12 protein-coding genes and 2 pseudogenes are annotated in these 12726 nt (G+C 71.6%); 6 read left to right on the forward strand and 8 right to left on the reverse strand.

The genetic code is table 11. From position 1 onward, the window contains the following. Window positions 1-194: 194 nt before the first annotated feature. On the forward strand, window positions 195-1250 hold the full coding sequence (locus tag ACZ7OY_RS23225; RefSeq protein WP_471913098.1) for a phosphatase PAP2 family protein: 1056 nt from the start codon (window positions 195-197) through the stop codon (window positions 1248-1250). 104 nt (window positions 1251-1354) lie between these two features. Here the strand turns inward: ACZ7OY_RS23225 and ACZ7OY_RS23230 are convergent, their stop codons facing one another. Further along, the gene (locus ACZ7OY_RS23230) at window positions 1355-1570 is read right to left on the reverse strand and encodes an I78 family peptidase inhibitor (RefSeq protein ID WP_471913099.1); all 216 of its coding nucleotides are present in this window, start codon (window positions 1568-1570) and stop codon (window positions 1355-1357) included. A 428-nt stretch (window positions 1571-1998) separates the two neighbouring features. Here ACZ7OY_RS23230 and ctaD point away from each other — a divergent pair. Then, window positions 1999-3684, forward strand: a pseudogene (gene ctaD / locus ACZ7OY_RS23235) (aa3-type cytochrome oxidase subunit I); the annotation flags it as partial. Here the strand turns inward: ctaD and ACZ7OY_RS23240 are convergent. Together ACZ7OY_RS23240 and ACZ7OY_RS23245 are read right to left on the reverse strand one after the other, a co-directional pair. Next, window positions 3569-4609 carry a helix-turn-helix transcriptional regulator gene (locus ACZ7OY_RS23240; protein WP_471913100.1) on the reverse strand — a complete coding sequence of 347 codons (1041 nt, stop codon included), beginning with the start codon at window positions 4607-4609 and terminating at the stop codon, window positions 3569-3571. The pseudogene ctaD and the gene ACZ7OY_RS23240 sit on opposite strands and share 116 nt — an antisense overlap. A 148-nt stretch (window positions 4610-4757) precedes the next feature. Then, a complete protein-coding gene (locus ACZ7OY_RS23245; RefSeq protein ID WP_471913101.1) occupies window positions 4758-5465 on the reverse strand; it encodes a transglycosylase family protein in 708 nt (235 codons plus the stop codon). A gap of 534 nt (window positions 5466-5999) precedes the next feature. Here ACZ7OY_RS23245 and ACZ7OY_RS23250 point away from each other — a divergent pair. Both ACZ7OY_RS23250 and ACZ7OY_RS23255 read left to right on the forward strand, forming a co-directional pair. Beyond that, on the forward strand, window positions 6000-6779 hold the full coding sequence (locus tag ACZ7OY_RS23250) for a hypothetical protein (RefSeq protein WP_471913102.1): 780 nt from the start codon (window positions 6000-6002) through the stop codon (window positions 6777-6779). A 79-nt stretch (window positions 6780-6858) separates the two neighbouring features. Then, complete coding sequence (locus tag ACZ7OY_RS23255) at window positions 6859-7365, forward strand: hypothetical protein (protein ID WP_471913103.1); 507 nt, start codon at window positions 6859-6861, stop codon at window positions 7363-7365. A 150-nt stretch (window positions 7366-7515) separates the two neighbouring features. Here the strand turns inward: ACZ7OY_RS23255 and der are convergent, their stop codons facing one another. The 5 genes from der to aroH form a co-directional block, all read right to left on the reverse strand. Continuing rightward, window positions 7516-8994, reverse strand: a complete 1479-nt coding sequence (der, locus tag ACZ7OY_RS23260; RefSeq protein WP_471913104.1) for a ribosome biogenesis GTPase Der — start codon at window positions 8992-8994, stop codon at window positions 7516-7518. A 72-nt stretch (window positions 8995-9066) separates the two neighbouring features. Further along, the gene (locus tag ACZ7OY_RS23265; RefSeq protein ID WP_471913143.1) at window positions 9067-9654 is read right to left on the reverse strand and encodes a lysophospholipid acyltransferase family protein; all 588 of its coding nucleotides are present in this window, start codon (window positions 9652-9654) and stop codon (window positions 9067-9069) included. Between the two features lie 62 nt (window positions 9655-9716). Beyond that, window positions 9717-10379, reverse strand: coding sequence for a (d)CMP kinase (cmk, locus tag ACZ7OY_RS23270; protein WP_471913105.1), 663 nt, complete (start codon window positions 10377-10379; stop codon window positions 9717-9719). A 99-nt stretch (window positions 10380-10478) separates the two neighbouring features. Further along, window positions 10479-11564: a prephenate dehydrogenase gene (locus tag ACZ7OY_RS23275; RefSeq protein WP_471913106.1), complete on the reverse strand. Its 1086-nt coding sequence runs from the start codon at window positions 11562-11564 to the stop codon at window positions 10479-10481. Next, window positions 11561-11923 (reverse strand): chorismate mutase, encoded by a 363-nt coding sequence (gene aroH, locus ACZ7OY_RS23280; RefSeq protein WP_471913107.1) that lies wholly within the window; start codon window positions 11921-11923, stop codon window positions 11561-11563. Before aroH ends, ACZ7OY_RS23275 begins: the two co-directional genes overlap by 4 nt. 41 nt (window positions 11924-11964) lie before the next feature. Between aroH and ACZ7OY_RS23285 the strand changes: the two are divergent. Both ACZ7OY_RS23285 and ACZ7OY_RS23290 read left to right on the forward strand, forming a co-directional pair. After that, window positions 11965-12138: pseudogene (locus ACZ7OY_RS23285) on the forward strand (hypothetical protein); the annotation flags it as partial. Between the two features lie 93 nt (window positions 12139-12231). Next, window positions 12232-12726 (forward strand): Rieske (2Fe-2S) protein, encoded by a 495-nt coding sequence (locus ACZ7OY_RS23290; protein WP_471913144.1) that lies wholly within the window; start codon window positions 12232-12234, stop codon window positions 12724-12726.

Here is a 12726-nt window from a genome sequence, read left to right on the forward strand (position 1 = left end):
GATTCGGTGAACGAATTCATAAGTGACATAAAACAGCGCCTTAGAATGATCAAAGGAATTGCAGGGACCGACATCCCGGCATTGACGATTCAGAGGAAATAAAGTCTCGCCTGAGAGGAATCCCACATCACATCGTCATCACAAACACGCTGAATCGACCGGGAACTGAGCTCACTCGCTGTAACGTCGATTGGGTGCGTACCGAACGAAAGCTCACCCGTCTGGATCGGGTGTTCGCGAGGCTGGACCGTGAGCCGGAACGACCGGCTCACATCGATGTGCCGAAGATGAGCCGGCACAGGATCGTGCTGCTCAGCGCGACCCTTGCCTTCTACCTGGCGATCGTGTGGGCCGTGGTGATCACCTCATGGCTGGTCCGGCTCGACTGGCAGGTCATGTTCTTCCGGCCGTACCAGCAGTGGCCGCAGATCCACGCCTTCCTCGACTACTACGTGGTCCTCGGCCAGCGCGGCCCGACGGCCGTGATGGTCGCGGCCTGGCTGGGCTGGCGCTCCTGGCGGCAGCACACGCTGCGCCCGCTGCTGAGCCTGGGCGCCTCGCTGCTGCTGCTGAACATCACGGTCGGTGCCGCCAAGCTGGGCATGGGCCGGCTCGGCCCGCACTACGCGATCACCATAGGCTCGAACGAGATGGGTCTGGGCGGCGATATATTCCCCAGCGGCCACACCGCCAACGCGGTGGTGACCTGGGGGATTCTGGCGTATCTGGCCTCCACGCCGAGAGCTCGCCGCTGGCTGTCCGCACTCTCCGCGGTGACCTCGCTCGGAGTCGGTCTGACCACCGTCTACCTCGGCACGCACTGGCTGAGCGATGTGGTCCTCGGCTGGGCCGCGGGCCTGCTGATCCTGCTGGCCCTGCCGTGGTTCGAGCCGCTGGTGGCCCGCGCCGAGACCGTGCTGTTCGACCTGCGCGACCGGCTGCGGGACCGTCTGCGCGACCGGCGCTCCGGTACGACGACCGCGCCGGTGCCCGCACCCGCGTCCCCGGTCGGCGCTCCGGTGCTGCTCAAGCCCCGTACCGCGGCTCAGGGCGAGGCCGCGGCGGCCCGCGAGGCGACCGTCCCGGTGCGCCCGCAGCGGACCCCCGTCCATCTGGCCCCGGGACCGCACACCGCCCGCTCGGAGCGCACCCCGGCCGCCCCGGCGGGCAGCCGCCGGCCGCCGTCGCACCCGGACCGCCTGCCCCGGGGCACGGCCGCCTCGACGGCCCGCCCGCTGGCCGGCGGCTGACCTCCGCGCACGGCGGGGCCGCCGGTACGCACCACCCGGCCCCGCGACGGTGAAGGCCCGGCTCCTGGACCACAGGAGCCGGGCCTTCGCCGTCGCCGCGCGCGTCAGCCCTTCCAGACCCGCGTCACCGTGCCGTCCCGCACCTCGAAGTTCAGCCGGCCCACCCGGTACTCCATGGTGATGACCGTGCCCGGCGGCAGCGAACGCACCGCCGTCCAGCCGCGCTCCCGCGCGAGCCGCTCGGCACGCCGGGCCTCCAGGCCCACATACGTCTCCGGACTGTCCTGGGGCTCCGCCGGCGGAGTGGGATTCGCTGACATGCCGCCACGCTAGGCCGTCGGCGGCTTCCCCGGAAGGCGGGACTGCGCCGTGGATCACTCCGGTCACACTTCTGTCACAGGATCACGACATGCGTTTCGATCGAACTGCGTCACACGATCGGGCGGTTGCATAGCCCTTACGCAGGTATTCGAACGTAATTACCGCGTGTCTGTCCTGCCCCAAGAAATGGCCGACGGAAAATACCCGGGGAACCGCTCCGGAGTGACCCTCCCCGGCGATTTCGCACGGGGGCGCGGCAGCTGACGCCACATAGGAAATTCACGGCTTCGCCACACGCCCCCCTTACGGCCCCGGCCGGGAGCAGGGCGGCGCGAGCGTCATGGCGCGGGCCCGTGAGCCCGTGGGCACAGGTGCGGCACGGGCGCCGGGGGACCCGGGACGCGACGAGCGAAGGGGCGAGCGAGCGATGGGGACGGAGACCGTCGGGACCGCGGCGCGACCCGACCACACGCCCCGGCCGGGCCGCGTGGTCGTCGACTGGCTGACCACCACCGACCACAAGAAGATCGGCCATCTCTACCTGATCACGTCGTTCGGGTTCTTCCTGGCCGCCGGGGTCATGGCGCTGCTGATGCGGGCCGAGCTCGCCCGGCCGGGACTCCAGATCGTCGACAACAACCAGTACAACCAGCTGTTCACGATGCACGGCACGATCATGCTGCTGCTCTTCGCGACGCCGAGCTTCGCGGGCTTCGCCAACGAGCTGATGCCGTTGCAGATCGGCGCCCCCGACGTCGCCTTCCCCCGGCTGAACATACTGTCGTACTGGCTGTTCCTGTTCGGCGGTCTGATCGTGCTCGGCTCGCTGACGGTGCACGGCGGTCCGGCCACGTTCGGCTGGTTCGCCTATGCCCCGCTCAACGACGCGCGGCACTCGCCCGGGGCCGGTCCCGACCTGTGGATCATGGGGCTGGCGCTGGCCGGCTTCGGGACGATCCTCGGCGCGGTCAACTTCGTGACCACCATCATCGGGATGCGCGCCCCCGGCATGACGATGTTCCGGATGTCGATCTTCACCTGGAACACGCTGTTCACGTCGATCCTGATCCTCATGGCGTTCCCGGTACTGGCGGCCACGCTGCTGGTGCTGGAGGCGGACCGGCGCCTCGGCGCCCGGGTGTTCGACGCGGCCAACGGCGGCGCGCTGCTGTGGCAGCACCTGTTCTGGTTCTTCGGGCACCCCGAGGTGTACATCATCGCGCTGCCGTTCTTCGGGATCATCACGGAGATCCTCCCGGTCTTCAGCCGCAAGCCGGTCTTCGGCTATCTGACGCTGGTCGGCGCGACGATGGCGATCACCGGTCTGTCGGTGGTGGTGTGGGCGCACCACATGTTCGCGACCGGCGCGGTGCTGCTGCCGTTCTTCTCGTTCATGTCGTTCCTGATCGCGGTGCCGACGGGCGTGAAGTTCTTCAACTGGACCGGGACGATGCTCAACGGCTCGCTGTCCTTCGAGACCCCGATGCTGTGGGCGACGGGCTTCCTGGTGACGTTCCTGCTCGGCGGTCTCACCGGGGTGATCCTGGCGTCGCCGCCGATGGACTTCCAGGTCACCGACTCGTACTTCGTCGTCGCGCACTTCCACTACGTCGTCTTCGGCACGGTCACCTTCGCGATCTTCGCCGGGTTCTACTTCTGGTGGCCCAAGTTCACCGGGAAGATGCTCGACGAGCGGCTCGGGAAGATCCACTTCTGGACGCTGTTCGTGGGCTTCCACACCACGTTCCTGGTCCAGCACTGGCTGGGCGCGGAGGGCATGCCCCGCCGGTACGCCGACTATCTCGCCGCCGACGGCTTCACCGCCCTGAACACCGTCTCCAGCATCGGCGCGTTCCTGCTGGGCCTGTCCACACTGCCGTTCCTGCACAACGTCTGGAAGACCGCCCGGTACGGCGCGAAGGTCGAGGTCGACGACCCCTGGGGGTTCGGCCGCTCACTGGAGTGGGCGACCTCGTGCCCGCCGCCCCGGCACAACTTCACCGCACTGCCCCGGATCCGCTCGGAGTCCCCGGCGTTCGACCTGCACCATCCCGAGTACGCGGGCCGGGACCGCCGGCAAGGGCCAGCGCCGCGTCCAGCCGGTCCCGGGCCGTCCTGATCGCCTCGACGAGTTCGGCCGGCTCCAGCACCTCGAACGGCAGGCCCATCATCATGACGTGGACGACCATCACGTCCAGGCTCGTGGCGCCGGTGCGCAGGACGCAGGCGTCGTCGCCGTCGGCCTCCAGCGTCCCGGCCGAGGGCGAGACCCGCTCGGCCGCCTCGTGCAGCGGCACCAGCAGCCGGACGGCGGCGTGTGCGGCGTACGCGCGCGTGGAGACCCCCCGGGAGACATAGGCGGCGAGGTCCTCGGCGGGCGGCTCCCGGGGCGTGAAGCGCGGTCCGTGCGGCGGCCTGGGCGTCATGCGGTCGACGCGGAAGGTACGCCAGTCCTGCCGGTCGAGGTCCCAGGCGACCAGGTACCAGCGGCGTTCGGTGCACACCAGGCGGTGCGGCTCGACGCTGCGGCGGGTGGCCGAGCGGTCGTGCCCGAGATAGTCGAAGCGCAGCCGTTCGGTGTCCCGGCAGAGGTGGGCGAGTTCGGTGAGCACCCCCGGGTCCACGGCCGACGGCCGCGGCCCGCGCAGCATGGGCACGGTGAAGGCGTTCAGCGCGGCCACCCGGCGGCGCAGCCGGTGCGGCAGCACCTGCTCCAGCTTGGCGAGGGCGCGCACGGAGGTCTCGTCGATGCCCTCGATGCCCTGCCCGGCGGCCGTGCGCAGTCCGACGGCGACGGCCACCGCCTCCTCGTCGTCGAGGAGCAGCGGCGGCAGTTCGGCGCCGACGCCCAGTTGGTAGCCGCCGCCCGTGCCGGGGCTGGCGTTGACCGGGTAGCCGAGTTCACGCAGCCGGTCCACGTCCCGGCGCACGGTGCGCGCGGTGACGCCGAGCCGGTCGGCGAGTTCGGCCCCGGACCACTCGCGGTGGGCCTGCAGGAGCGAGAGCAGGCGCAGCAGTCGTGCGGAGGTCTCCAGCATGGTCGAAGTCTGGCGCACGGAACGACCGGCGGCCGCCCCGTGCACACGGCGCGGGCCGCCCGGCGCGTCCACGCGTCCACGCCTCCGCCCGGTCACCCGTCCACCCGGCCCGCGCGGGACCGGGTGGGGCGGGTGCCGGGCGGGCGGCTCAGAGGGCGAGGCGCTGGCCGGGCAGGATCACGTCGGGATCGTCGCCGATGACGGCCCTGTTGGCGGCGTAGATCCGCTGCCAGTCGGTGCCGTGCCGGGCCGCGATGCCGCTGAGCGTGTCACCGGGACGGACGGTGTAGTCGCCGCGCGAGGCGCCGCGGGCCGGGTGCTCCGTCGGACGGGCCGACGACTTCGACTGCTCCGACGTCTTCGAGGAGCCCGTCGGCTTCGAGGAGTGCGCGGACTTCGAGGAGTGCGCGGACTCGGACGTCGACGACGATGTCGACCTCTGCTTCGACGGGGCCGCCCCGTAGTTGCCCGCGGGGGCGCTGCCGGACGCTCCGGCGCGCGCCGCGCAGGTGGGCCAGGCGCCCCAGCCCTGGGCGCCCTGGACCTTGGTCGCCACGGCGATCTGCTGGGTCCTGGTGGCCCGGTCGGCGGTCGGGGCGTAGGCGCCGCCGCCGTACGCGCGCCAGGTGCCGGCGGAGAACTGGAGCCCTCCGTAGTAGCCGTTGCCGGTGTTGATGTGCCAGTTGCCGCCGCTCTCGCACCGGGCGATGCGGTCCCACACCCCGCCGTCCGCCGCCGCCGCGTTGCCGGCCGTGGCGAGCAGTCCGAGGGGGGCGAGCAGTGCCGCCCCGGCGAGGACCGCCGTCGTACGGGTCTTACGGGTGATGCTGCCGCTGGTATCGGCACATTCGGACATGTGAGTCCCTCTCGAACAACTCGGGGCCCCCCGAGCGGACCGCTCCGACCGCGTACGGACGCGGTCGGCACGCTCCGCCCGTCCGCCGGACGGTGGTGCTGCGCCCTGATGCGGCGCGGCCGGCGGACTTCCCGAGCGGTGCTCTGTGCACACGGCGGAGGAATGTAGGGAGCGGACCGCGGCCACATCAACCAACTCCCTGTCATGCCAGGCCAGTTAATGGTTACCGCGGGTATCGGCGAAATCCAGACACCCACTTAATTCATTGATTTCCGCATTTGTCGACCAGGCGCCGAAGCGATTTGTGACTCACTTCACCGAATGAACTTCCTTGACTTTCTCCGTTCTTGACGGTGAGTGTCCGATTCCGCACCTGACGTGACCCTGTGCGGTGGATGGTTCGATTCCGTTCGCCCGGGAGCGTGACCCCCGCCACAGATCACCCGTTGTCTTCTGCATGAGCCCGGGACCACCCCGGACCACGGGCCGGGAGCCACCCGGTCCCGCCACGCACCGCATCCCGAGGGAGCCACCGTGCCGCGCATGCTCGACGTCAGCGACGAGGTACGCGCCGAGATCGGCGACGAAGAAGCCGACCGGCTGCTCGCCGGAGAGAACGCCCCGGGCAGTTACGACTGCACGTCCTGCCGCACCCCGGGCGACTCCGAGCACGAGCGCACCAGCACCGTCCTGTTCATCGGGGACGAGACCGCCGTACTCGCCTTCGCCCACGCGGGCTGCCTGCCCTCGCAGGTCGTCCAGGTCACCGAGGAGCAGTTGCAGGGCGCCGTCCGTTCCATCGGCGGCACCTCGGGCGGCGCCCCGCAGCAGACCATGCCCGAGCAGGCCGTGCTCGGCGTGACCAGCGGGCTCGTCCTGATCGCCGGGGAGCTGCACCCCGCGCTCGTGGTGGAGCCGACCGCGCCCATCGTGCGGCCCGGCTCCACGGACATCGGCGACGACTTCCTGCCACTGCTGATCGAGCAGGGCTTCATGCCGCTCATCGAACTGGCCGAGGTGCCGCCCGTCCTGCACGGCTGGTCGGTGCTGCTCGCCGCGGGCCAGCTGCACGCCGTGCTCCAGCCGGGCGTGAACGGGGGCCAGCCGGTCGCCTGGTGGCAGGCGCACCAGCCGCTCCAGGTCACCGACAGCTGGCGGGCGGCGGCCAACAAGCACCAGCAGGTGCTCATGTACGCGGCGCCGGTCGGCTCGATCGGGCGCCAGCCCCGTGAGGACCTGCTGCGCGACGCGCTCGACAAGGCGGCGGCCAACGGCAAGCTGGTCGGCTCCGCGCTGCCGCTCGCGGGCATCTGAGCGCCCCGCTCCCCGGGCGGCCGGCCTGCTGACCGCCGTCCGGCCGCATCCCCTGGGCGGCGGGGTCGTTTGGACATACGTGCACGCATACGACGTTCCCCGCCGCCCGGCCTTCCAGCCGGTCCCGCCCGCAGGCTCCCCGCTCCGTCCGGGACGGGAGGTGCCCGCGCCGCGACCGGCTCAGGAACCTCATGGCGCTCCATCGGCCACCCCGATCTACGACGCGCTCTACGCCGAGTACGTCAAGTCCTTCCGCACCCTGCCCGGCGACCGCAGCGGCGAGGACGGCCTGGGCTTCACCGCCTTCGCGAGCATCCCGCACCGCACGGGCTCGCCCGGCGGTCATCGCGCGGGCACCTTCAGCAGCTCGTACAGCGCCTACAGCGCGGGGGCGAGCAGCGCGCGGGGCGGCAGCGGGCAGCCGTCCCCGTGGCAGCGCGTCGGACAGCTCGGGCAGCTCGGTCAGGGCAGGCAGGCGGCCCAGCCGGTCCAGGGCGGCACACAGCACGGCGCGGGCGCCCAGCACGGCACGGGCATGCGGCACGTCCCGGCGGCGCTGCCGCCCACACCGCGCAGCGGCCTCTGAACCCCGGGCCCGAACAGGGCCTCGGGGCCCGACAGGAGCTGCGGGCCCGACAGCGACCTCGGGTCCGGCAAGGCCTTCGGACGCCCCACGTACGCACACGAGGGCGGCCCCGGGTTCAACCCGGGGCCGCCCTCGTGTGCCGGATGCGTCCTACTTCCGCTTCGCGCCGCGCTTCTCACGCACCCGCACGGAGATGTGGATCGGGGTGCCCTCGAACCCGAACTCCTCGCGCAGCCGGCGCTCGATGAAGCGGCGGTAACCCGCCTCGATGAAGCCGGAGGCGAAGAGCACGAACCGCGGCGGCTTGGTGCCCGCCTGGGTGCCGAAGAGGATGCGGGGCTGCTTGCCGCCCCGGATCGGGTGCGGGTGGGCGGCGACCAGCTCGCCGAGGAAAGCGTTCAGCCGGCCGGTGGGGACCCGGGTCTCCCAGCCCGCCAGCGCCGTCTCGATGCCCGGGACCAGCTTCTCCATGTGGCGTCCGGTGCGCGCGGAGACATTGACCCGCGGCGCCCAGGCGACCTGGCCGAGCTCGGTCTCGATCTCCCGCTCCAGGTAGTAGCGGCGCTCCTCGTCGAGCGTGTCCCACTTGTTGAAGGCGAGGACGATCGCCCGGCCGGCTTCGACGGCCATGGTGACGATGCGCTGGTCCTGGATGGAGATGTTCTCGGACGCGTCGATCAGGATGACGGCGACCTCGGCCTTCTCGACGGCCGCGGCCGTACGCAGCGAGGCGTAGTAGTCGGCGCCCTGCTGGAGGTGGACGCGCTTGCGGATGCCCGCCGTGTCGACGAACTTCCAGGTGACACCGCCGAGTTCGATCAGCTCGTCGACCGGGTCGCGGGTGGTGCCCGCGAGTTCGTTGACGACGACGCGCTCCTCGCCCGCCACCTTGTTCAGCAGCGAGGACTTGCCGACGTTCGGGCGGCCGATGAGGGCGATCCGGCGGGGGCCGCCGACAGCGGACCCGAAGGTCTGCGCGGGCGCCTCGGGCAGCGCCTCCAGCACGGCGTCCAGCATGTCGCCGGTGCCACGGCCGTGCAGGGCCGAGACCGGGTGCGGCTCGCCGAGACCCAGCGACCACAGGTACGAGGCGTCGGCCTCGCCGCTCGGGCCGTCGACCTTGTTGGCGCACAGCACGACCGGCTTGCCGGCCTTGCGCAGCAGCCGTACGACCGCCTCGTCGGTGTCGGTCGCGCCGACCTTGGCGTCGACGACGAAGACGACGGCGTCGGCCGCCTCGATCGCGTACTCGGCCTGGGCGGCCACGGAGGCGTCGATCCCGAGGACGTCCTGCTCCCAGCCGCCGGTGTCGACGACCTTGAAGCGGCGGCCCGCCCACTCGGCCTCGTAGGTGACCCGGTCGCGGGTGACGCCGGGCTTGTCCTCGACCACGGCCTCGCGACGGCCGATGATGCGGTTCACCAGTGTCGACTTGCCGACATTGGGGCGGCCGACGACGGCGAGCACGGGCAGCGGACCGTGGCCCGCCTCCTCGATGGCTCCCTCGACCTCTTCCAGGTCGAAGCCCTCCACCGCGGCGAGCTCCATGAACTCCGCGTACTCGGCGTCGCCAAGTGCTCCGTGGTCGTGCTCCTCGCCCGAGCCCTCGGAGTGGATCTGGTCGTTCATGAAGTCCGTACCTCGTTCATCGTGGTGATCGGTGGACCACCCGTATCGGGTGATCCACTACTCAAGTGTCTCTTAGCGCCCGGTCAGGCGCCTGGCGTGGTCCAGGTGCGCCGCCAGGTGCTTCTGGATGCGTTCGGTCGCCTCGTCCAGCGCCTTGCGCGTGCGCCGCCCGCTTCCGTCGCCCGCCTCGAACGGGTCGCCGAAGACGACGTCGACCCGGGAGCGCAACGGAGGCAGCGCCTTCGTCAGCCGGCTGCTGCGCCCGGAGCTTCCCAGGACCGCGACGGGGACGATCGGCGCCCCGCTGCGGACCGCGAAGTAGGCGAGCCCGGCGCGCAGCGACGCGAAGTCGCCCTCGCCCCGCGTGCCCTCCGGGAAGATCCCGAGCACCCCGCCGGCCGCGAGGATGTCGAGGGCCTGGGTGATCGCGGTGCGGTCGGCGCTCTGGCGGTCGACCTTCACCTGCCCGATGCCGAGCAGGAACGGGTCGAGCGGGCCGACGAACGCCTCCTTCTTGATCAGGAAGTGCGTCGGCCGGGGTGCCACGCCCATGACCATCGGGCCGTCGATGTTGTGGGAGTGGTTGACCGCGAGGATCACCGGGCCGGCCGCGGGGACCTTCCAGGCGCCCAGGACACGCGGCTTCCACAGCCCGTACATCAGGCCGACGCCGATGCGTCTGCCGACCTCGGCGCCCTTGACGGAGGGGACGGGGCGGGTGTTCACCGCGCGGCCCGCTTCTCCTCGACGAGGCCGACGACACACGCGATGACCTGCGGGAGCGTGAGGTCGGAGGTGTCCACCTCGACCGCGTCGTCCGCCTTGGCGAGCGGAGAGGTCTTACGGCTGGAGTCGGCCGCGTCCCGCTTCAGCAGGGCCTCACGGGTCGCCTGCACGTCGGCGCCCTTGAGCTCGCCGCTGCGGCGGGCGGCACGCGCCTCCGCGGAGGCGGTGAGGAAGACCTTCAGGTCGGCGTCGGGCAGCACGGTGGTGCCGATGTCACGGCCCTCGACGACGATCCCGCCGGCCGCCGAGGCGGCCAGGGAGCGCTGGAGCTCGGTGATCCGGGCCCGCACCTCGGGCACCGCGCTGACCGCGCTGACCCTGGAGGTGACCTCCTGGGTGCGGATCGGTCCGGACACGTCGGTGCCGTCGACCGTGATCGTCGGGGCGGCCGGGTCGGTGCCGGAGACGATGTCGGGCTTGCCGGCCGCGTCGGCGATCGCGGCCGGGTCGGCGATGTCGATCCCGTTGTTCACCATCCACCAGGTGATCGCCCGGTACTGGGCGCCGGTGTCCAGGTAGCTCAGCCCGAGCTGCGCGGCCACGGCCTTGGACGTGCTCGACTTGCCCGTGCCGGAGGGGCCGTCGATGGCGACAATCACTGCCGGGACGCTTTCCACAGTGGGGACCTTCCTGGAACCGGGGTGGTGGACGGGCGCGAGGGCGCCCCGCACAAGGTTACTGGCTCCCCGGCGGCCGTTTCACTGCCGGATGGCCCAGCCCCGCTCGCGCAGCGCCGCCGTCAGGACGGGCGCCGACTTCGGCTCCACCATCAGCTGCACCAGACCGGCCTGCTGACCGGTCGCGTGCTCGATGCGCACGTCCTCGACGTTGATGCCGACCCGGCCCGCGTCGGCGAAGATACGGGCCAGCTGACCCGGCTGGTCGTCGATGAGGACCGCCACCGTCTCGTACACCCGCGGCGCGGACCCGTGCTTGCCGGGGACGCGGACCTGGCCGGCGTTGCCGCGGCGCAGCACGTCCTCGATGCCGGTGGCGCCCGCACGGCGCTTGTCCTCGTCGGAGGACTGCAGGGCGCGCAGCGCCCGGACCGTCTCGTCCAGGTCGGCGGAGACGTCCGCGAGGAGGTCGGCGACCGGCCCCGGGTTCGCGGAGAGGATGTCGATCCACATCCGCGGGTCGGACGCGGCGATCCTGGTCACATCGCGGATGCCGCCGCCGCACAGTCGTACGGCCGCCTCCTCGGCGTTCTCCAGGCGCGCGGCGACCATGCTGGACACCAGGTGCGGCATGTGGGAGACGAGGGCCACCGCGCGGTCGTGCGCGTCCGCGTCCATCACCACCGGCACCGCACGGCAGTGCGAGACCAGCTCCAGGGCGAGGTTGAGCACCTCGGTGTCGGTGTCCCGGGTCGGGGTGAGCACCCAGGGGCGGCCCTCGAAGAGGTCGCCCGTCGCGGCCAGCGGTCCGGACTTCTCCCGGCCGGACATGGGGTGGGTGCCGATGTACGAGGTCAGGTCGAGGCCGAGCGCCTCCAGCTCGCGGCGCGGGCCGCCCTTGACGCTGGCGACGTCCAGGTAGCCGCGGGCCACGCCCCGGCGCATGGCGTCGGCGAGCACCCCGGCCACGTGGGCCGGCGGGGCGGCGACGATCGCGAGGTCGACGGGGCCCGCGGGCGCCTCGTCCGTGCCGGCCCCGAGCGCGGCCGCCGTACGGGCCTGCTCCGGGTCGTGGTCGGCGAGGTGGACGACGACGCCCCGCTGGACGAGGGCGAGGGCGGCGGAGGTGCCGATGAGCCCGGTGCCGATGACGAGTGCGGTCCTCACTGGGCGATGTCCTTGCGCAGGGCGGCCGCGGCACCGAGGTAGACATGCGCGATGTCTGCCCGGGTCCGGTCGGACTCGACGTGGGCGAGCAGGCGGACCACCCGGGGCATGGCGCCCGCGATGTCCAGTTCCTGGGCGCAGATCAGCGGCACGTCCACGATGCCCAGCTTGCGGGCGGCGGCCGCCGGGAAGTCGCTGTGCAGGTCGGGCGTGGCCGTGAACCAGATGCTGATCAGGTCGTCCGTGCCCAGGCCGTTCCGTTCCAGGACCGCGCTGAGCAGGGCACCGACCTGCTCGCTCATGTGGTCGGCTTCGTCCCGCTCCAGCTGGACGGCCCCCCGGACCGCTCGTACCGCCACGGCGCTGCTCCTCGCTGATGTACTGATATGCCGATGTCGTGATGCATGTGATCTACGTGACGTACGTGACGTACGGATCACTGTCCCGTCCGTCCAGCCTAGTCAGACCGCGCGCGACGGGTGCGCGGCGCCCGTCCGCTGAGACGGCGGACGCGCTGGGCTGTCGGGCGTATGCGCCGTACGTTTTATTGCGTTCCACCCCTGAATGCTTCGTCCTGGGTGTTTTCGGTGCCAAGATGCTGCTGCTCCGTTCGGAGCGACCGACCGGCCCCGCCTTCCGGTTTCTCCCCCATCTTCGGAGTGACGACATGACCCACGGCCCGACGCGGCGCACGGTACTCGCGACGGGCGCGGCCGCCTGTGTCGCGGGGTGCAGCAAGTCCGGCGGGAACGGCAGTTCCGGCTCCGCCTCCGCCACCTCGCCCACGGCCTCGTCCACCGCTTCGGCCGCCAGTCCCGCCGCCAGTCCCGCCGCCACCTCCACCGCCACGTCGGCCGCCGGGTCGGCCGCCGCCGGCAAGGAACTGGCGAAGACCGCGGACATCCCGGTCGGCGGCGGCACGATCTTCGCGGCCGAGGAGGTCGTCGTCACCCAGCCGGAGAAGGGCGAGTTCAAGGCCTTCTCCAACATCTGCACCCACCGGCAGTGCCCGGTCGCCAACGTCTCCGACGGCACGATCAACTGCACCTGCCACGGCAGCAGGTTCCGCATCACGGACGGCTCGGTCGCGCACCCTCCGGCGCCCCAGCCGCTGCCCGAGAAGAAGATCACGGTCGAGGGCGACACCATCCGTCTGGTCTGA

This window comes from Streptomyces sp. NPDC107559 (assembly GCF_055657365.1).

Excerpts from the sequence above, each read along its gene's own strand:
- ACZ7OY_RS23230 (WP_471913099.1), bottom strand. The coding sequence starts at position 1,570 with ATGTCAGCGAATCCCACTCCGCCGGCGGAGCCCCAGGACAGTCCGGAG.
- ACZ7OY_RS23240 (WP_471913100.1), bottom strand. The coding sequence starts at position 4,609 with ATGCTGGAGACCTCCGCACGACTGCTGCGCCTGCTCTCGCTCCTGCAG.
- ACZ7OY_RS23245 (WP_471913101.1), bottom strand. The coding sequence starts at position 5,465 with ATGTCCGAATGTGCCGATACCAGCGGCAGCATCACCCGTAAGACCCGT.
- der (WP_471913104.1), bottom strand. The coding sequence starts at position 8,994 with ATGAACGACCAGATCCACTCCGAGGGCTCGGGCGAGGAGCACGACCAC.
- ACZ7OY_RS23265 (WP_471913143.1), bottom strand. The coding sequence starts at position 9,654 with ATGTACGGGCTGTGGAAGCCGCGTGTCCTGGGCGCCTGGAAGGTCCCC.
- ACZ7OY_RS23290 (WP_471913144.1), top strand. The coding sequence starts at position 12,232 with ATGACCCACGGCCCGACGCGGCGCACGGTACTCGCGACGGGCGCGGCC.